This is a genomic window from Bacillus sp. TH19 (assembly GCF_016651075.1).
Lineage (GTDB): Bacteria > Bacillota > Bacilli > Bacillales > Bacillaceae_G > Bacillus_A > Bacillus_A mycoides.
Genome location: NZ_JAEKEO010000007.1, coordinates 1641184 through 1661777, shown reverse-complemented (window position 1 = coordinate 1661777; position 20594 = coordinate 1641184). Strand labels below are relative to the sequence as shown.

Genomic DNA, 20594 nt, shown 5'->3' with positions numbered 1-20594 from the left:
GATGCTACACCTTCTTTCTTAAACAAGCAATATAAAAGCCATCTGTTGCAAAATAATGCGGTAAAATTCGTACTTGACCTTCATCAATATACGGATTTAACTTTTCTGGCATGCGATCTTTTATCGTAGTATCCCATTCAAATTCAGGATGCTCTTGTAAAAATTGCTTTATTACTTGTTCATTTTCTATTTTTTCAATTGTGCACGTACTATAAACAAGGCGACCACCTTGTTTTAACAATGGTGCTATTTTTTCTAGTATCGCAAGTTGAATCGTTGATAACCTTTCACTATCGCCCTTATCTTTACCTAACTTAATATCAGGTTTACGTCTAATAACACCAAATCCAGAACATGGTGCATCTACTAATATTTTGTCAAAAGATTCATTTGCAAAATGCTCTTGAACTTTTCTAGCATCTAAAGCCATCGTTTCTACATTTTCTAAACCAAGTCTCTTCGCCTGTTGTTCAATTAAACGTACTTTATGTGCGTGTAAATCAAGCGACATTACCTTACCAGTTCCGTCCAAACGCTCTGCAATATGAGTTGTTTTTCCGCCAGGAGCAGCACAACTATCTAGAACTGTATCTCCTTTATTCGGTTCTAAAGCACGTGCTACAAGCATTGAGCTTTCATCTTGAATAGAAAGGAAACCTTTTTTGAACGCTTCTGTATGTGCGACATTTCCTCTTTCAATTTGAATTGCATCCTCTGACAATTCACCACGTTTTGCTTCTATACCCTCATCAGCTAATAACGCAACCGCTTCTTCTACCGTTACTTTATCAACATTTACACGTGCTGTTGGTACAGGTGGCAACATATTTACTTCACACATTTTCTCTGCTGTCTCTAAACCATATTCGGATGCCCATTCTTGTACAAGCCACATTGGATGACTCGTTGCAATCGCAAGACGTTCTACTGGATTTTCGATTTCTTCTAACGAAGGTACACCTTCTCGCTGAATTGAACGCAATACTCCGTTCACCATGCCTGAAATCCCTTTATGCCCACGACGCTTTGCAATCTCAACTGCTTCATGAATAGCCGCTCTTTCTGGAACTCGGTCTAAATATAGCATTTGATATAAAGATAGGCGAAGCAACACTCTTACCCACGCTTCAACCTTTTTTCTTAAAAATGGTTGTAAATAATAATCTAGTGTGTCACGACGTTGAATTGTTCCATATACCATTTCAGTTAATAAACCAATATCTTTTCTGTCAATTGTATTTTTTTCAATCAAATTATTTAAAAGTAAGTTGCTATATGCACCACTTTTTTCTACTTGAATTAAGCCATCCAGAGCTAACTCACGAACATTTTGTCTCATGCATTTTCTCCTAACTTCGTACCAATTTCAGGTTTTGTTCCACGTAAAAATTGTGAACAACTCATACGCTTTTTACCAGATGGTTGCAATTCAGTGATTTTAACGCCTGTCTCGTTCCCTGTTGCAACAACAAATCCATCTTCTTCAAGAGCTACTATTGTACCTGGTTCAGCTTTCTCTGTAATAGAGACCTTCTCTCCCCACCATACTTTAATAACTTGTCCTGCCAAAGTCGTATAAGCAACTGGCCATGGATTCAATCCGCGAATGTGATTGTATACTTCTTCACCTGTTTTTGTCCAATCAATTATCTCTTGCTCACGTTTTATATTATATGCAAACGTCACTTCAGCTTCACTTTGTTTAATTGGTTCTAGTTTACCCTGAATTAATAAAGGAACCGTTTTAGATAAAAGGTGTGCTCCTGCTTCGCTTAACTTATCAAATAATGAACCTGTTGTTTCACGCTCTTCAATTTCTACTTCTACTTGCGTTAATATATCGCCCGCATCTAATTTTTCTACCATATACATAATTGTAATACCTGTTTTCTCTTTACCTTCCATGATCGCATAATGAATTGGTGCACCACCGCGAAGTTCTGGAAGTAATGATGCGTGGACATTAATACATCCATACTTTGGCGCTTCTAAAATTTCATTCGGTACGATTTGTCCAAATGCTGCTGTTACAATTAAGTCTGGCTCTAGTGCTAATACTTTTTCATATTCGTCTTTTTCACGAATTTTTAACGGCTGTACTACTGGAATACCATGTTTCTCCGCTTCTACTTTAACAGGAGTAGGTGTTAAAACCTTTTTTCTACCAACTGGACGATCAGGTTGCGTTACAACACCAACTACGTCATATCCGTCCTCGATAAGACGACGAAGCACCGGCACAGAAAAGTCCGGTGTCCCCATAAATACTACTTTCATCATTCAAAAACCGCTCCTTTTAAACCTATTCTAATTCGCCTGCTTCATAATACCTTTTCACTTTAGATGTAAATAAAACACCGTGTAAATGATCGATTTCATGCTGAATTGCACGCGCTAAGAAGTCATCCGCTTCTAATAAAAATATTTTACCGCGACGATTTTGTGCACGTACTTTAATGTAATCTGCACGCTCCACTTCACCATAAAGTCCCGGAAAGCTTAAGCAGCCTTCGGGACCTACTTGTTCACCACGTTTTTCTAAAATAACAGGATTAATTAATTCAATTTTACCCGTATCATCACCTATATCAACAACAGCAACTTGTAAGCTTACACCCACTTGTGGCGCAGCTAGACCAACTCCGTCTGCAATTAACATTGTTTCATGCATATCTTTTAACAATTTCACTAACTTTTTATCAAAGTTAATTACTCTTTCGCATGGTGTTTCTAACACTTCATTTGGATGCTTTACAATTTCTAAAACTGCCATATTTCCCTCCGCTACATTAACATTGTTGGATTAAAATCAATTGAGATTTGTAGCTCTTTTTGCATTTCTGCTTGATAATGTTCATTTACCATTTTGAGCACGTTCTTTAAGTTTGGTTCCCGTTTGTATTTTATCATGCATTGGTAACGATATCTATCTTTTATCCTTGGAATTGCTGAAGCAACCGGCCCTAACACCATTGTTTGCCTTGAACAATGCGTTCGTAAATGACCGACAATTTTTTCCGTCACTTGGACTGCCTTTAATAACTCCGGATGAGATACAGTTACAAGTACAACGTAGTAATATGGCGGATATTGTCTCATTTGCCTCATTTGCATTTCGTGCTCATAAAATACATCATATTGTTGATTCTTTGCTAATTCTACACTGTAATGTTCCGGCGTATACGTTTGAATTACAACTTCACCTGGCAATTCATGTCTTCCTGCACGTCCACTTACTTGTGTCAATAGCTGATACGTCTTTTCACTCGCCCGAAAATCAGGTAGATGAAGCATCGTATCCGCCGTTAAAACGCCAACAAGCGTCACCTTCGGAAAATCAAGCCCTTTTGCAATCATTTGTGTTCCAAGTAATATATCTGCTTTCTCTTCACCAAACGCCTTTAATAATTTTTCATGCATTCCTTTACGGCTTGTTGTATCCACATCCATTCGAATGACCCGCGCCTCAGGGAATAGTTTTGTGATTTCTTCTTCAACCTTTTGCGTCCCTGTACCAAAGAAACGAATATACGTACTATTACAAGCAGGACACTCCGTTGGCATATTTTCCTCATGACTACAATAATGACACTTTAAACGATGGTTCATTTTGTGATATGTCAACGAAATATCACAATGCGGACATTGTACGACATACCCACAATCACGACACATCACAAACGTAGAATGACCCCTTCTATTTAAAAAGAGAACCATTTGTTCTTTCTTTTCTAATCGATCTGCTATTTTTTCATGCAGTGCCTTTGAAAACATTGAGCGATTTCCATCACGAAGCTCTTCACGCATATCAACAATTTCTACAGTCGGCAAAGCTTGTTTGTTCATACGTTTTTCCATTGTAAGCAACCCATAGACACCTTTTTTCGCTCTAGCAAACGATTCAAGTGTCGGCGTTGCACTTCCGAGAACGATTGGACACTTATGGTATTGTCCTCTCCACACTGCTACATCTCTTGCATGATACTTTGGGTTATCCTCTTGCTTATAACTTGATTCATGCTCTTCATCAATAATAATGATTCCTAAATTTTCGAATGGAGCAAAAATAGCTGAGCGCGCACCAACTACAACTTTCACTTCTTTTCTTAATATCTTTCGCCATTCATCATATTTCTCGCCAACAGAAAGCGCACTGTGAAGAACTGCAACTTGCGAACCGAACCTACCTTTAAAGCGATCTACCATCTGGGGCGTTAGCGCAATTTCAGGAACAAGCACAATTGCTTCTTTTCCTTTCTCGAGCACCGCTGCTATAGATTGTAAATACACTTCAGTCTTACCACTTCCTGTAACACCATATAGTAAAAATGGATTGTAAGTTTCATTTGTAATTGATGACAAAATCGGTGTAATTACTTGTTTTTGTTCCTCAGTAAGCGGAAATGGTTTCGTTTGTTCAAAATCATCATCGTCATACGGACTCCGGTATACCTCTACATACTTTTCTGAGATTAGACCCTTTTTAACAAGTGCTTTTATTGGAGCATCTGTTATTTGTAATTCTTCTGTTAAATTTTTTAACGGTACACTTTTGTAGTTTTCTACAAAATAATAGAGTACATCTTGTTGTTTTTTACTTTTCAGTTCAAATGCTGCTAATTCCAATTTATCTGCCGGCAACTCCGGTTGAACTACTCTTTGTTTCTTCTTCTGCACTTTATCCTTTACTTGATAAACCACTTCAGTCGTACAATTTTTAATTTCTTGTTGAATAGTGCGATATAGGTGCGGCTGTGCTTCGATAACTTCCCAATCTATCGTTTCCTTCCCTTGAAATAAAGAAAGAATTTCTGGTGCTACTTCTTCTCGGTTACGAAGTTGCAGACGCTTTTTATATGTTGCTTTAATCGCCGTCGGAAGCATCACCTGAAAAGCTGAAATCATATAACATAACGTTTCACTTGTAAGCCAATACCCAAGTTTTAATAATTCATCATTTAAAACCGGAGTGACATCTAATATTTCATACAACGCTTTTAACTTTTTACTTTCTAGTTCAACCGAATCCTTTATGCCAATAATAAAACCTTGCAATTTCCTCGGACCGAATGGGACTACTACACGCATTCCTGTTTGCACGATATCTTCCCATTTTTTAGGGATAATATAATCAAACGGTCGATCTGTTTGACGTGCAGGTACATCAACAATTACACTTGCAAACTTCATACATAATCATCTTCTAACATCATTTCTATTTGCTTTAATATTTCACGAGCCACTTCTTTCTTCGTTAAAAGTGGCAGCTCAATGATTTCTCCATCTTTTCTATACATTGTCACAATATTTGTATCCGTACCAAACCCAGCTCCTTGCGCTTTCACGTCATTCGCAACAATCATATTTGCATTTTTCTCACGTAATTTTCTCGTTGCGTATTCCTCTATGTTTGTCGTTTCAGCTGCGAAACCGATAAGTAACTGTCGGTCCTTCTTCTCACCTAACGTTTTTAAAATATCCACTGTTCTTTCTAATTCAATTACAGCATCGCCATTTTTCTTTTTCATTTTATTATCATGAACATATTTCGGACGGTAATCTGCAACGGCTGCTGTTTTGATGACAACATCCACACTCTGATAATGCTGAAGGACTGCCTCTAACATATCTTGTGCAGATTCCACTTGTATTGTTGTGACATGTAATGGTGACTCTAATGCTGTCGGTCCTGACACAAGTATGACATCAGCACCTAAGCCTGCTGCAACTTCTGCGATCGCATACCCCATCTTTCCAGAAGAAAAATTCGTCATAAAACGAACCGGATCAATCTTTTCACGTGTCGGTCCAGCTGTTATTAATATTCGTTTTCCTTGCAATGGTTGTTGTTCTGAGAAAGCCTCTTCTAATCGTCCAATAATTGCTTCAGGTTCTTCCAGTCTTCCTTTTGCTACATAACCACATGCTAAAAAACCTTCCCTAGGCTCAATAAATGTATATCCTAATGTTTTTAACGTCATCATGTTTTTTTGAACAATTTTATTTTCATACATATGCACATTCATAGCAGGTGCAATCCACACTGGAGCTGTAGTAGCTAACAAAGTAGTTGTAATCATATCATCAGCAATACCGCCAGCTAACTTTCCAATGCAATTAGCTGTAGCAGGTGCAACAAGTACAACATCTGCCCAATCCGCTAAATCAATATGAGCAATAACAGCGGAGTCTCTCTCATCAAACGTATCCGTATATACATCATGGCGAGAAAGTGCTTGAAATGTAAGAGGCGTAACAAACTTCATTGCCGACTCACTCATCATTACTTTTACAAGAGCGCCAGCTTGTGTCAATTTACTTGTTAACGCAGCCGCTTTAAAAACTGCAATGCCTCCTGTTACACATAGAAGTATCTTTTTCCCTTTTAGCATATGACTCGTCCTCTTTCTTTTTCAAACTTATTCTACTGAAATAGAATTTCCAGCTCGTCAGTACCAGTATTTCGTTCCGTCTTTTTCGATTCTTTTTCATACCTATCGTAAAAAAATAACAACCTACTTGTAAATAGGTTGTTACCGTTACATAGAAAATTATAAAGTCTATGTTTTAATTTGTCGAAAAGAATGTCTTAATCAATTATTGTGTCATCGCTTGGTACATATTTTAATACTTCTGCATCGATTTCTTCTAATGATTTACCTACACATTTATGAGAAACAGGCTTTTCAATAACACAATTGTCAGCAATTTGCATTTCACGTGCACGCTTTGCAGCTACTGTTACAAGTGTATATTTAGAATCGATTTTTGTTAATAATGAGTCAATTGATGGATTTAACATAATTATAGACCCTCCGTCATTTCTTTATAGTATTTTGCCACTCTTTCGCGGCGGCAATGTTCACCAACCACAATTGCTTTAATTCGGTCGCAAGCTAATTCAACTTGATCGTTTTCTACAACATAGTCATAAGCGTCCATCATTTCGATTTCTTCTTTCGCTACAGTTAAACGATTTTCAATAACATCTTCAGTTTCTGTACCACGGCCGACAATTCGGTTCTTTAGTTCAGATAAACTTGGAGGTGCTAAGAAAATAAATACACCTGCTGGGAAGGCTTTCTTAACTTGAATTGCTCCTTGCACTTCAATTTCTAAGAACACATCTTTTCCTTCTTGTAACGTTTTTTCAACATAATCAATCGGTGTTCCGTAATAATTACCAACGAACTCAGCCCATTCAAGTAACTTTTCATTACGAATCATTTCTTCAAATTCTTCTCTCTCTTTAAAGAAATAATCCACACCATCTACTTCACCTTCACGCGGTTTACGTGTCGTTACTGAAATAGAGTACTGAAAACGTGTGTCTTCATGGCTAAACAGCTCTTTTCGAACCGTTCCTTTCCCGACACCAGAAGGTCCCGAAAGAACGATGAGCAATCCTCTTCTACTTCTCATAAATATGTAAAACCTACCCTTCCTCACTTAAATCTTCTTTATTATTCAAACGATGTGCAATCGTCTCTGGCTGAATTGGACTTAATACTACATGCCCATCATCCATAACAATAACCGCCCTTGTTTTTCTCCCATACGTAGCATCAAGCAAAGCATTATGTTCACGCGCTTCCTGTACTGTCCGTTTAATAGGAGCTGACTCCGGACTTACAATAGCAATAATTCGATGAGCAGATACAATATTTCCGTATCCAATATTTAAAAACCGCATGGCCATAGTTTGCGCCTCCTAGTAAGTCTATCCGATTTCTCCACCACGTATAACTTTATATATTTTTTGAAAGCTACTCAATATTTTGTACTTGTTCACGAATTTTTTCAAGGTTATTTTTCATTTCTACGACATATTTTGAAATTGTTAAGTCATTTGCCTTAGAACCTATCGTATTAACTTCCCTATGCATCTCTTGCACGATGAAGTCCATTTTCCTTCCAACAGGCTCTGTAATTTGCAGTGCTTCACGAAATTGATCTAAATGACTTTGTAATCGAACTAATTCTTCGTGAATATCTGAACGCTCTGCAAATATTGCTACTTCTGTCAACAATCGTTGTTCATCTAAATCTTGATTATGTAATTCTTTTAAGCGATTTTCTAATCGTTCACGATATTTTTGTGTAACAATTGGTGCATGTGGAATAATTGCATTTACACAATTATGAATCTCTTGCAAACGATATGCTATATCTTTATGTAATCGTTCTCCTTCGCCATCTCTCATCGTTTTCAACATATGAGCAGCTTGGCGAACAGCTTCATATAAACCGGTTTCAAATTGTTCATTTACATTTTCTATTTCTTCAACTGCCGTTACTTCGGGCATTCCCATTAGTTGCCCGAGTGTAATAGAATCTTGTAATTGAAATTTCCCTTTTATATCTTCCATAATGGATTGGTACTGCTTGAGAAGTTCCCAATTCACAGTTAATTTTCTTTCAACAAGCCCTTCACCTGTTATACTAATAGACACTTCAATACGTCCACGGCGAACTTGCTTTGCAATTATTTTACGAATCTTGTCTTCAAACGCCATCATTTGCTTCGGAAGCCGAATACTCATTTCTAAAAAACGATGGTTCACCGACTTCATTTCTACTGTTATTTGAAAAGTATCGTTTTCTACCTTCGATCTTCCAAATCCTGTCATACTACAAATCATCTTTATCACATCCAAGCCATGAAATAACTCAATGAAAAAGGCAATAGAGACAAGGCTCTACTACCTTCTGTAAATTATATCATATTTTCATATCATTGACTATTTCAAGTTTAATCCCTTCTTATATAACAGCGGCTTTTTCTTTTTCTCCTTTTTTCTTGTTAATAAGGATCCTACTAATAAGAAGGTCGGAATAGATGATAATCCTCCAATTAACAACCAATCTCGTGCTTGTATCGGCATTGTGCTAAAAATCGGCTGTAATGGTGGATAATATATAACTACAAGCATTAACAGTAAAGAAATAATAACCGCCCCTACTAAATATATATTTCCAAACGGGTTGCGGTGAAATATAGAATGTTCACTACGACAATCAAATACATGAATAAGCTGAGCCAGTACTAATGTTGCGAAGGCTACCGTTTGTGCATACTTCAATTCATTCGGATGCTGGTTAAATGCAATAATAAACGCTACTAATGTCACTGCTCCAATTAGAAAACCACGACTTATAATTTTCCACGCAAGCCCTCTAGCGAACACCCCTTCTTTCGGATGGCGTGGTGTTCTCTTCATCACATCTCCTTCAGCCTTATCCAAACCTAATGCCATCGCTGGTAAACCGTCAGTAACTAAGTTCACCCATAAAATTTGAATTGGAACCATCGGCAATGGCAGTGCAAGTAACATCGCAAATAACATAACTAAAATTTCACCAACGTTAGATGCTAACAAATACCGAATAAACTTCCGAATATTTTCATATATGTTTCTACCTTCTTTAATCGCCGATTTAATCGTAGCAAAGTTATCATCTAACAACACAAGTGACGAAGCTTCTTTTGCAACATCTGTCCCTGTAATTCCCATCGCAATCCCTATATCAGCTGTTTTAATAGCTGGAGCATCGTTCACTCCATCACCTGTCATAGCTACTATATGTCCCTTATTTTGTAGCGCCTTAACGATTTTCAATTTATGCTCAGGAGACACACGAGCGAATACATACGTATCTTCTACAATATCTTCTAATGCCTCTACATCCATATTCGCAAGTTCTACACCTTCAACAACGCGTCCACCCGCCGGTAAAACCCCTAGCTGTTCCGCAATTGCCATTGCCGTCACTTTATGATCTCCCGTAATCATTACCGTTCTAATACCAGCTTCCTTACACTCTTTCACCGCTTGCGCCACTTCTAGTCTTGGCGGATCTATCATTCCTTGTATTCCAACAAGCATAAAATCCTGCTCGACTTCTCTTTCATGTTCAATTGAATCTGTAGCTTTTAACGGTTTAAATGCCACCGCAATCGTTCGTAAAGCTTGACTTCCTAAACTATGAATCGCTGCCTGCACTTCTTTTCGATACATTTCACTTAAAGGCTGCTGCTTATTTCCCCACAAAATTGTTTGACTCATCTGCAAAAGAACATCTGGTGCTCCTTTTGTAATAACAAATTTTTTACCTTCACGATCACGAACGATAACGCTCATCATTTTTCTAGTTGAATCAAAAGGAAATTCACGAATGACTTCAAACTTTCCTTTAAGAGCTTCACGTGATATTCCCGCCTTCATTGCAGCAGCAACGAGAGCTCCCTCTGTTGGATCTCCATCTAACACATACGTCTTTTTCTTTTGAATAACATTCGCATTATTACATAAACAGCCAAATGTAAGTAGTTGATACAGTGATTTCGTCTTAGTAGGGTCAATTACTTCTTCACCTTTCATAAACGAACCTGTTGGCTCATAGCCTTGACCTGTTACTTTCCACAATTCTCCGCCTGACCACATATGTGTTACCATCATTTTATTTTGTGTCATTGTTCCTGTTTTATCTGAGCAAATAACAGAAGCACAGCCTAACGTTTCTACAGCTGGCAACTTTCGCACAATTGCCCTCTTTTTAATCATACGCTGTACACCAAGTGATAGCGCAACCGTAACGATAGCTGGCAATCCTTCTGGAATAGCTGCAACAGCAAGCGAAACCCCAGCCAAAAACATGTGATACACTTCATTCCCTTGATATACACCAGCTAGTACAACAAGAGCCGTCAATATAAGAGCAACAATAATTAAAATTTTTCCAAGCTGTTCTAATCTTCTTTGTAATGGCGTTTCCATTTGCTCAGCATTTTGCAACATATTTGCAATTTGCCCCATAGCTGTATTCATTCCAGTCGCTACGACTACCCCTGTTCCAGCACCTCTCGTTATCATCGTCCCCATAAATGCCATGTTTTTTTGATCACCAATTGAAACATCTTGACCTTGTAACGCATCTACCTTCTTTTGTACAGGCAATGACTCTCCTGTAAGAGCCGATTCTTCAATATATAAACTTGAAGATTCCACAAGGCGAACATCCGCGCCAATACGGTCACCACTAGAAAATTTAATAATATCACCTAGTACAAGCGCTTTTGACGGCGCTTTTATCCACTTCCCATTTCTTAGTACAGTAACTTGAGGAGCTGCCAATTCTTTTAAAGCTTCCAACGATTTTTCAGCTTTCCTCTCTTGGAAGAAACCGAGGACACCATTAATAATAACAATTGCAACAATTGCAATCGAATCAATATACTCTCCTAAAAAAGCTGAAATAATTGTAGCACCAAATAAAACAAGTACCATAAAATCTTTAAATTGCGCTAAAAACACCATAAGCGCAGAAGGCCGCTTTGCTTCTTGCAATTCATTTGTGCCAAATTTCTTTAATCGGCCCTCTGCTTCTTGCTCTGTAAGACCTACCTCCACATTCGTATTCGTTCTTTCCTCCACTTCATGTGCTCGCATTTCATACCAGTTCATCCTGCCATCGACCTCCTGATTCCAGACATACTCTAATGAAAGCTTATTCAGCCTCGTCCAAAAAAATGCTATAATTAACTTTTAGTTAGAAAGGAGTGTTCATTCATGGCATTCGATGGATTATTTACAAGAGCAATTACACATGAAATTGCAAATTCTCTTCAAACAGGAAGAATTTCAAAAATATATCAACCCTCAAAATATGAAGTTTTATTACATATTCGAGCAAACGGAAAAAACAAAAAACTAATTCTTTCATCTCACCCTACATATGCGCGTATGCACTTAACAAATCAAAACTACAATTCACCAGCGCTACCGCCGATGTTTTGTATGCTTCTTCGCAAACATTTAGAAGGTGGATTTATTGAAAAAATTGAACAAATTGACTTAGAACGTATTATTCAAATTACAGTCCGCAGTCGCAATGAAATCGGTGACGAATCAGTAAAAACATTAGTAATCGAAATAATGGGACGACACAGTAATATTATCTTAGTAGATACGAAAACAAATGTTATTTTAGATAGCTTAAAACACGTTTCTTTAGCGGTAAACCGACATCGTACTGTATATGCTGGAGCTGAATATGTTGCCCCACCGGCACAACATAAAGTTAATCCGCTTCTTATCGAAACAGAAGATGATTTTATTAAACCGCTAGACTTTTTATCTGGCAACATGGACAAACAACTTGTCGGAGCATTCATGGGAATTTCCCCATTATTTGCAAAAGAAGTTGTAAAAAAAGCAGGTATGGCAAATGAAAAAGCATTATCTGAAGCTTTCTTCAGCTTGCAAAAACCTTTGCTAACACATCAGTACGTGCCAGCAATGATAACAGCAAATGGAAAAGAGTTCTTTTACCTATTCCCTCTTTCTCACTTACAAGGAAACGAAAAAACATTTTCATCTGTTAGTGAATTATTAGATCGTTTCTTCTTTGGTAAAGCAGAGCGCGATCGTGTAAAACAACAAGCTCACGATTTAGAACGCTTTATGCAAAATGAAAAAACAAAAAACGAAAAGAAGCTAATTAAACTAGAAAAAACATTACAAGATGCCGGAAAAGCAGATAAATATCAACTATTTGGAGAGCTACTTACAGCCAATATGTACGCTTTGAAAAAAGGTGATAAAGAGATAGAAGTCGTTAACTATTACGACGAAAATGGTGGGACTGTAAAAATCACATTAAATCCTTTAAAAACACCATCTGAAAATGCACAACGCTATTTCCAAAAGTACCAAAAAGCGAAAAATTCAGTTGCTATTGTAGAAGAACAAATCGTAAAAACAAATGAAGAAATTCTTTATTTCGATAGCTTACTTCAACAAATGGAGGTTGCTTCTTCAAAAGATATTGAAGAGATTCGTGAAGAACTGACCGAAGAAGGTTATGTACGTAATCGTAAGAAGAAAAACTCAAAGAAAAAAACGACAAAACCAGTATTGGACAAATATTTAGCTAGTGATGGCACAGAAATTTTCGTCGGTAAAAACAATAAGCAAAATGATTATTTAACAACGAAATTCTCCCGTCGTGATGAAATTTGGTTACATACGAAAGACATACCTGGGTCCCACGTTGTCATTCGTTCTCTTGAACCTACGGAAGAGACTTTACAAGAGGCCGCTAAAATCGCTGCTTATTACAGTAAAGCAAAAGATTCTAGTTCTGTTCCTGTAGATTTCACAAAGGTACGCCATGTCAAAAAACCGAGCGGTGCAAAACTTGGATTTGTTACATATGACAATCAACAAACATTATATGTAACACCAGATGCTGATACAGTAATGAAATTAAAAGCGTAAATTAAAAAATGCGTTGCTTGCTAGCAACGCATTCTTTAATTTAGTTCATATATCCATTAACTAATTCGTAACATCTTTCTTTTGTCATCTTATATTTCTCTTCCGAAGCCTCTATACGTCTCATCGTTCCATTATTTGGATCTATACCAATCGCTGTAACTTTACTTTCTTTTTCTTTAACCCATGCAATCTGTTTTGTTTTTAATGACTGAAATGCATCAGCTGACATCGTATTTTTTAATGTACTGTAAATTTCATTTAGTTTATTATCCCATAGTTGATAATTTCCTTCTATTTCATTTACTATGTCATTTGTTGACATAACATTTGTATGTTTTTCTTCGTTTTCTAGAGCAACTAACTCATTTAGAGCCTTAGTTTTACCTAATACTGAAGAAGATTCTTTTTTTGGCTGCTTCTCTTCTTTTGAACTAGTATACGTACTGGAATCATTTCCCTTAGCTGTTTCTTGCTCTTGAATAAAATCCTGTTTCGTTACCTTCTCTTGCTCTTCATCATCTACATTGTGAGTAATAACAGATGTTTGGGCATCCACAGCAACTACTCCGTTACTTTCTTTAAAAATATATTTCTTATTTCCACTATTCTCTTCTCTAACGAAAGAAACATTCTTGAAACCTTGAACTCTAAGAATTTCGTTAGCTTCTTCTTTAGTTAACTTTAAATCTACTGACGTATTTGATGACCATTTATCCATTAACCATTTTCCATCGATATAAACTAAAACAAATTCCCACGTCTCCGCTTCATTCCCCATATCATTTGCAAGGATAAGCGTCTCAATCTTTAAAACATCATTTTTCTGTGAACAAGTTATTCTCACGTCTGGCTCAATATGAATTGGGAATGGCAACATATCCGTCTCTCTAGACCTATTAAATGTGTCAAGCGACTTAGGAAGCTGATTTTCTACAAACTTATCTGTAACTAATCCCTTAACTCCTTTTTTCGCTGTCTCCATATCTCCAGGATTATTTCGGCTCCATCCATTTTCTTTTTCCATCTCACTAAAAGCGTTTGCTATCCTATCTACGCTCTTTCGTACAATCTTTTTCGCTTCTTTTCCTGTCACTTCTGGTGCTTCATCAAGCTGTTCAATCTTTTCATTTACTTGAACTTTGTTTTCACTTTTTTCACAACCTGCTAGAACAAACATACTAACTACCAAGCAAAATGACATTACTTTACTTAATTTTTTCATATACTCACATTCCTTAATCCTATTTATTCGTTACGTATCCCTATCTTCGAGAGAAACCCAACAATTACCTATTGTATCAATAATTTTTTTATTTATATATTAATTTTTATATTAAAATAAATAATAAATGTAATGTTATTTTCAAATATACACTCTAAACATCGCTTATCCTTTTCTTTCCTAACTTCGATATTCCAAAAAAATTTGACATTACTTTCTCGTATTTGTATAAATTTTTTTACAGTGTGTAAAAAAATCGATTCGATGTTCTTTTCATTTGCTCACTAATATTTTGAAGCAATCCGTAGTTTTCAAATAGTCCTTCCCACAAATGGCGGACAGAACTTTACCTTCCCTTATATATATTCCCCACTATCCTTTCTCTAAAGTTAACTTTTGGCACGCTATTTGCTTTATTCAATACTGTGAAAAGGGGGAAATTAACATGACTTTAAGAATTAATAAAATCCAAAATCAACTACAAAAATATGAAATTGACGGATTACTTATTACAAAAAAAGAAAATCGCCAATATGCAACAGGCTTTACAGGTAGCGCTGGCGTCGTCTTAATCTCTGCGGATAAAGCTGTTTTTATAACTGATTTCCGCTATGTAGATCAAGCGAAATCACAAATAAAAGAAGCTAAAATTATTATGCATAAAGGAAATTTAGAAAAAGAAATCGCAAATCAAGTATCGAAATTAAACATTCAAAAACTTGGAATTGAAGAAAATAACATGACATTACAACAATATAAAAACTTACAAAAATACATACATGCGGAAATGGTGCAAGTGTGCGAAATCATCGAAGATATTCGCATTATTAAAGACACACCTGAAATAGAAACAATGAAAATTGCGGCTAATATTGCTGACGAATCATTTCACCACATCCTTACGTTTCTAAAGCCAGGAATAAGTGAGACTGATGTCCGAGATGAATTAGAATTTTTCATGAGAAAGAAAGGGGCTACATCCTCATCATTTCAAATTATTGTAGCTTCTGGCGTTCGCTCTTCACTTCCTCATGGCGTTGCATCGAATAAAATAATCGAGCACGGCGATATCGTTACCTTAGATTTCGGTGCACTTTATAACGGGTATTGTTCCGATTTAACACGTACTGTAGCGATTGGCGAACCATCGGAAGAATTCAAAAAAATATATAATGTTGTATTAGAAGCATTAAAGCGTGGAACTGCAGCCATTAAACCTGGAGAAACTGCGAAAAGTATCGATGATATAACGAGAGATTACATTACAGAACATGGATACGGTCAATATTTCGGCCACTCTACTGGTCATGGGCTTGGGTTAGAAATTCATGAACCTCTCCGTCTATCCCAAGAAAGTAAGGCTACTTTAGAAGAAGGTATGGTTGTTACAGTTGAACCAGGTATTTATATACCAAACTGGGGCGGGTGTAGAATTGAAGATGATATTGTCATCACAAAAGAGGGCCATGAGGTTATTACAAAGGCAAATCGGGAACTAATTGTCATTCCCTGTTAAAAATCATGAACTTTTTAACAGGAGTTTTTTCTTTACACATAGAATTCCTTCTCTGGAGTAATTGTTTAAAGAGGGGGAATTTTAATTGAACTTTGTAATCGATAAGGTAGATGGTTTACAAGTTGAGTTTTCAAAACTTGTTTCCATGATGAATTACGCTCGCTATACAACAATGCAGGCTGTCGAAGGCTTAACAATTGAAGAACTTGATTATTTATATGATGATGAAGCAAATTCAATTGGTATGCTTTTGTACCATATGGCTGCTATTGAATTTTACTACCAAATTCATACTTTTGAAGATCGTGAACCAACAGATGCTGAATTAGAACGTTGGTTACCTGCTGTTGAGTTAGGAAATCTTGGACGCGAGAAAATAAAAGGCAACTCAATAGAATTTTACATAAATACGTTACAAGAAGTGCGCTCTAAAACGATCGAAACATTTCAGTCTTTACCTGACGAATGGCTATTTAAAACGACCGACTTTTGGCATGACAAACCAGCAAATAACTACTTTAAATGGTTTCACGTATTTGAAGATGAAATCAATCATCGCGGACAAATTCGTTTAATTAAAAAGATGCAAAAAGCTCATTCAGTAAAGTAAGAAAATGCCACCGAATAAGGTGGCATTTTCTTTTATTCATTAACGAATAACTTTTCGTTTACTTTTTTAGCGACTACCGCTACCGATATTAAAATGCATATTAAATATAGCAATTTCGCAATAAATACCCCCCCTTGAAACATTACAATTCCATCTATTATCTCATTTCCTTTCAATAACAAAAACGGAATCGTGCTAATTATAATGACAAACTCGATGCTGAAAACAATTTTCTTTTTTCGACTATATGCTTTCCATTCATCCCAGCGATACATAGGAGCAAAAATCAATACTCCTATACATAATATTACTGGTACCCATTCACTTTTAAGAAATTGCCCTGAAACAACTGATAATAGTAAACAAACGAGCACACCAAAATACCCTATTTTCTCTCTCATTCGTACTCCACCATTCTACTTCTCCTTTAATATGTAACTTGCTATGCTTATAACAATTCTTAGAAAAATAACAACTACAAGTACAATATAAAGACCTTTTGCAGAAGACATCCATTCTTGAAAAATAGACATTTTCTCCATTTGTTTCTGCCCTTCTATTAAAAGAAACCCTACGAAAAATGAGCAAACAACAGTGATACCTATCATAATTCCGATACTTTTCTTACTATATTGTTTCATATCATCCCAGTTATATAAAAGTATAAATACAAACCCGAAAACAGGTATGATACTTATCCATTCATTGCTTGTAAACAGATTTAAAATGATTAATAGACTACAAGATATGATGAATCCCCAAAATCCAATTTTTTTGCGCATAAGTCCTCCTTTAATTCCATTTTTAGGATTAATTGTATTGTAACATCCATTTATTATTCTTACCATTACAGTACATGAAATTTCACTTTTTTCTTTTTTCCTATACTCACATACCTTCACCGCTTTCATACAATGAACTACACGAATGCCTAAAGGATGTGAATGTTATGGGAGTTGAATTAACGCTTTTACATGCTCTCTATATTCTTTGTTTACTCACTATTATTACCTTTTTTATTCTTCGAAAAGATACGACAATTATTTGTATTGTTTTTATCTTTTTATTAGCATTAACCGCTACAAGTTCTCTCCCTCTTGCTATTAGCGGTATTTTTCAAAGTTTCATTTACGCCATTACTGAGCTATTACCAACACTTGGGATATCTTTGCTATTATTTTTGGTGTATTTTTTTTTAAGGGAATTTGCATTTAAAACATATTTAGTAAAAAATGTTGCCACTGGGGAAACGTTCAGAGTAGATAAACAGGATTTCAAGCAATATAAAAGAGAATTTAAAGCGAAGGAAAAAGAAGTTAGAAAGATATCTGATCTACAGTAAAAGTGTAACTAGTACACAAAAAGTAGGTGTTTAAAATAAGGAGAGATTCTACCTTTATGAAAGTCATTCGTTCAATCTTCCACGCATTTCGTTTATTGAGTAAAATCTTTAAACCTATATTAAAAGCATTATCTAAAAGTAAATTTTAATTACATATAAATAAAAAAAGCCGCCCGACAGGACGGCTCTTCTTTCACATATACATAGGCTTTATTTACAATTAAGCAAATTTTATTTTATATAAATATTACTATACTAGTCTAAAATTTCTGTGTTTACATTTTTTTCTTTTTATCTCATAATTTTAATTGGGAAAAGGGAAGAAAGAAATGGTTCAAATCAAAGTGACACCTGAAATGCTAGAAGAAGTTGCTAATCGTGCAAGTAATACCAGAATCGCATTAGAATCTATACATAATAATTTATGTAATGAAATTGATCATTTGTGTTTTCAATGGATTGGTGCCTCTAATCAACAGTTCATTCAAATGTTCAATGAAGCGAGACCAAAAGCTTTTACATCTATCAATTCAATTATACAAGTGGAAGAAGATCTGAAACGAATTGCCGAAAAATTCCGCAATACAGATAATCAAGATGTTACAATGGAAGAAGGTGCAATGTGTGGTAAACCTTCTTCTGAAGAGAATGGCTTTGATGGTAAAAAATTAGCTAGAGATATTGCTGGTGAAATAAGTGGTGAATATGATGTTCGTCGTGTTTGGGATGGTATTGATCCATCTACTGGCGAAAAACTTTCGGGGTGGGAGCGTGCTGGGGCAGGTGTCATGGCTGTAGCCGGCCTTACACCCTTTGGAAAGATAGCTAAAGTAGGAAAAGGAGTTAAAATGACTGCTAAGGCTACTGAGGCTGCAAATACAGCTAAAAAAGTCACTGCTGGGACAAACAGCGGAGCTAATCTTAGAGTAATTGAAGAACTTAAAGGACCTGTTATAGATGGAAAACGAGTTGGAAGTGGAAAAAAGGTTGATAATGTAAAACCAGTTTGGGGAAGAGATGAAGAAGGGAAACCTTTTATAGAAAAAGAGTTCCCTCATGTATCAAAGGAACATGGTTTTTCTGATGTTATTGATAATTATTCAAGATTTGCGGAGGAGTTTCCACTAGTAGGAGGGGACCGTATTAAAAGGGAATTATATCAAATAACAGGAAGTAACAATGGTAATAAAGGTGTTTTTGAATGGATTGTTGAGCCCAATGGTGATGTGAGCCACAGGAGATTCATTGAAAATGGTGTTATGACGGGTAAGCCAAATCAAATTCCAAAAAAGTAAGAGGTAAATAATATGAACTTAAAAGATTTAAAAAATAAACATATTAAGTATGACTGGAAAACTATTTTTATAGGCATCCAAGAAAATTATTTTAATAAAGACGTCATTTCCGATTATGCGGTAGAATTGATGGATATTGGTGATGAAAGTGAGTTTGTTAGTGAACTTGCATGGGGAGTATCTAGTGAAGATTTAGATAAGGTGATGTTAGAAATAAAAACTAATTATTTTCCTCAATTAGATGAAGAAAGCACAATGTTAGTAGAGGAGAATAGAAAACTAAGATTTGTTTGTTTATCTGAAATAAAAGAAAGATGTAAAGAAGATAATGAATTATTAAATGAAATTGCAGAGTTTTATGGAAATCATCACTACCCAGAAGATATGGTGAGTTTTGTTAATTATATGCCTCAAGAAGTCCCAACTACGAAAGAAGATCTGATAAATAGGTTTGAAAAATTTTTAAACTTAGAGAGATCGAGATTTAAATATGAATAAGGAAACATTAGGAGAATCAATAAGAAAAAAGCCGCCCAACAGGACGGCTCTTCTTTATTTCACATATACATAGGCTTTATTTACAATTAAGTAGATTTTATTTTACACAAATATCATTATACTAATCTAAAATTTCAAATGCATTCGTTAATGCTGAAGGTAAAGGGATTCCCATACGACCAGCATTTTCTAACAGTGATAGCAACTCATTTCCAATAAATAAAAAGATTGTTGCCTCACGAATAGCGCTATTTGTTCCCATAACCACATCAGCTTGTGAAGCCGCTGCTATTTGTAAAGTAGATCCATTTGAACTCGCACGCCGGAATTTTTTGCCAGTTATTATCGGCTTAATCGTCACCACTATCGTTGTGATGTTTATCCTGTAACGTAAGCAAGATAATACTTGCTTACGCCTTTTTAGGTTAAATATTGAAATATACTAACCTTCAAAAGGGTTTATTTATTACATAGCGAAATTATATTATGAGAGTAATTATTTCAAAACGTTTACGAGCAACAGATTACTTCAATTAGAAAAGGGGACATAACTATGAATGAATTGATTTTCGTCTTATTAATTTGTCCATTACTTATCTTTATCGTTTCTGTTATTGGAACGCGCAAGACGAAAACGTATTACGTAATGCCGATTGTAACGTTTGCTAGTTTTTTAATAGTAGGTGCTATCGCCTTCCCTCCAAAGTTTTTCTTTTGGGTCGGTATGTATAGTATCTTCTCATTTATTATTTCTTATATGACTCTATTGTTTGTGAGAGGATATGAAGTTGCAGAAAACAATAAGTAGTTATTAGTGAGGAGATTGAAATA

The 20594-nt window shown here is 35.8% G+C and carries 20 protein-coding genes and 2 pseudogenes; 8 read left to right on the top strand and 14 right to left on the bottom strand.

The annotated features are described in order from the left end of the window. Positions 1–4: 4 nt before the first annotated feature. From rsmB to JFU54_RS12445, 10 genes are all read right to left on the bottom strand, one after another. Entirely contained in the window at positions 5–1339 is a 1335-nt protein-coding gene (gene rsmB, locus JFU54_RS12490) for a 16S rRNA (cytosine(967)-C(5))-methyltransferase RsmB (RefSeq protein WP_002128834.1), read from the bottom strand. Then, the gene (gene fmt / locus JFU54_RS12485; RefSeq protein WP_002014498.1) at positions 1336–2280 is read right to left on the bottom strand and encodes a methionyl-tRNA formyltransferase; all 945 of its coding nucleotides are present in this window, start codon (positions 2278–2280) and stop codon (positions 1336–1338) included. The genes rsmB and fmt overlap by 4 nt, the downstream gene beginning before the upstream one ends. Before the next feature lie 22 nt (positions 2281–2302). After that, positions 2303–2773, bottom strand: a complete 471-nt coding sequence (def, locus tag JFU54_RS12480; protein WP_002014496.1) for a peptide deformylase — start codon at positions 2771–2773, stop codon at positions 2303–2305. An 11-nt stretch (positions 2774–2784) separates the two neighbouring features. After that, complete coding sequence (priA, locus tag JFU54_RS12475) at positions 2785–5190, bottom strand: primosomal protein N' (protein ID WP_201064539.1); 2406 nt, start codon at positions 5188–5190, stop codon at positions 2785–2787. Continuing rightward, entirely contained in the window at positions 5187–6392 is a 1206-nt protein-coding gene (gene coaBC / locus JFU54_RS12470; RefSeq protein ID WP_088040048.1) for a bifunctional phosphopantothenoylcysteine decarboxylase/phosphopantothenate--cysteine ligase CoaBC, read from the bottom strand. The genes priA and coaBC overlap by 4 nt, the downstream gene beginning before the upstream one ends. A gap of 197 nt (positions 6393–6589) precedes the next feature. Next, positions 6590–6802: a DNA-directed RNA polymerase subunit omega gene (gene rpoZ, locus JFU54_RS12465; protein ID WP_016100710.1), complete on the bottom strand. Its 213-nt coding sequence runs from the start codon at positions 6800–6802 to the stop codon at positions 6590–6592. 2 nt (positions 6803–6804) lie between these two features. Further along, positions 6805–7422 (bottom strand): guanylate kinase, encoded by a 618-nt coding sequence (gene gmk / locus JFU54_RS12460; RefSeq protein WP_002014492.1) that lies wholly within the window; start codon positions 7420–7422, stop codon positions 6805–6807. 13 nt (positions 7423–7435) lie between these two features. Continuing rightward, positions 7436–7699: an extracellular matrix/biofilm regulator RemA gene (gene remA, locus JFU54_RS12455; RefSeq protein WP_001251456.1), complete on the bottom strand. Its 264-nt coding sequence runs from the start codon at positions 7697–7699 to the stop codon at positions 7436–7438. Between the two features lie 67 nt (positions 7700–7766). Beyond that, positions 7767–8642, bottom strand: coding sequence for a YicC/YloC family endoribonuclease (locus tag JFU54_RS12450; RefSeq protein WP_002088227.1), 876 nt, complete (start codon positions 8640–8642; stop codon positions 7767–7769). A gap of 99 nt (positions 8643–8741) precedes the next feature. Beyond that, complete coding sequence (locus JFU54_RS12445; protein WP_002033778.1) at positions 8742–11465, bottom strand: calcium-translocating P-type ATPase, SERCA-type; 2724 nt, start codon at positions 11463–11465, stop codon at positions 8742–8744. A gap of 105 nt (positions 11466–11570) precedes the next feature. On the opposite strand from JFU54_RS12445, the gene JFU54_RS12440 reads away from it, so the two are divergent. Next, positions 11571–13280 (top strand): Rqc2 family fibronectin-binding protein, encoded by a 1710-nt coding sequence (locus tag JFU54_RS12440; RefSeq protein WP_201064537.1) that lies wholly within the window; start codon positions 11571–11573, stop codon positions 13278–13280. A 40-nt stretch (positions 13281–13320) separates the two neighbouring features. Here the strand turns inward: JFU54_RS12440 and JFU54_RS12435 are convergent, their stop codons facing one another. Beyond that, complete coding sequence (locus tag JFU54_RS12435) at positions 13321–14502, bottom strand: lysozyme inhibitor LprI family protein (RefSeq protein ID WP_201064534.1); 1182 nt, start codon at positions 14500–14502, stop codon at positions 13321–13323. A gap of 445 nt (positions 14503–14947) precedes the next feature. Between JFU54_RS12435 and JFU54_RS12430 the strand changes: the two genes are divergently transcribed. Then, positions 14948–16018: a M24 family metallopeptidase gene (locus JFU54_RS12430; protein ID WP_201064531.1), complete on the top strand. Its 1071-nt coding sequence runs from the start codon at positions 14948–14950 to the stop codon at positions 16016–16018. A gap of 85 nt (positions 16019–16103) precedes the next feature. Beyond that, complete coding sequence (locus tag JFU54_RS12425; protein WP_002066772.1) at positions 16104–16628, top strand: DinB family protein; 525 nt, start codon at positions 16104–16106, stop codon at positions 16626–16628. 32 nt (positions 16629–16660) lie between these two features. Here JFU54_RS12425 and JFU54_RS12420 read toward each other — a convergent pair whose 3' ends face one another. Together JFU54_RS12420 and JFU54_RS12415 are read right to left on the bottom strand one after the other, a co-directional pair. Further along, entirely contained in the window at positions 16661–17029 is a 369-nt protein-coding gene (locus tag JFU54_RS12420; RefSeq protein WP_201064528.1) for a YoqO family protein, read from the bottom strand. A 15-nt stretch (positions 17030–17044) separates the two neighbouring features. Beyond that, positions 17045–17476 (bottom strand): YoqO family protein, encoded by a 432-nt coding sequence (locus JFU54_RS12415; RefSeq protein WP_193651960.1) that lies wholly within the window; start codon positions 17474–17476, stop codon positions 17045–17047. Between the two features lie 101 nt (positions 17477–17577). Here JFU54_RS12415 and JFU54_RS30205 point away from each other — a divergent pair, with 101 nt between their 5' ends. The 3 genes from JFU54_RS30205 (at position 17578) to JFU54_RS12400 (ending at position 19763) form a co-directional block, all read left to right on the top strand. Beyond that, positions 17578–17970, top strand: coding sequence for a hypothetical protein (locus JFU54_RS30205; RefSeq protein WP_201064526.1), 393 nt, complete (start codon positions 17578–17580; stop codon positions 17968–17970). A gap of 329 nt (positions 17971–18299) precedes the next feature. Beyond that, on the top strand, positions 18300–19265 hold the full coding sequence (locus JFU54_RS12405; RefSeq protein WP_201064523.1) for a WXG100 family type VII secretion target: 966 nt from the start codon (positions 18300–18302) through the stop codon (positions 19263–19265). Between the two features lie 12 nt (positions 19266–19277). Next, a complete protein-coding gene (locus JFU54_RS12400) occupies positions 19278–19763 on the top strand; it encodes a DUF2247 family protein (RefSeq protein ID WP_193651961.1) in 486 nt (161 codons plus the stop codon). Between the two features lie 121 nt (positions 19764–19884). Here JFU54_RS12400 and JFU54_RS12395 read toward each other — a convergent pair. Continuing rightward, a pseudogene (locus JFU54_RS12395) lies at positions 19885–20061 on the bottom strand (phage holin family protein); the annotation flags it as partial. On the opposite strand from JFU54_RS12395, the pseudogene JFU54_RS29720 reads away from it, so the two are divergent. Together JFU54_RS29720 and JFU54_RS12390 are read left to right on the top strand one after the other, a co-directional pair. After that, positions 20045–20152 (top strand): annotated as a pseudogene (locus JFU54_RS29720) (MFS transporter); the annotation flags it as partial. The pseudogenes JFU54_RS12395 and JFU54_RS29720 overlap by 17 nt on opposite strands. A gap of 164 nt (positions 20153–20316) precedes the next feature. Beyond that, positions 20317–20571 (top strand): YbeF family protein, encoded by a 255-nt coding sequence (locus JFU54_RS12390; protein ID WP_012261598.1) that lies wholly within the window; start codon positions 20317–20319, stop codon positions 20569–20571. Positions 20572–20594: the final 23 nt, after the last annotated feature.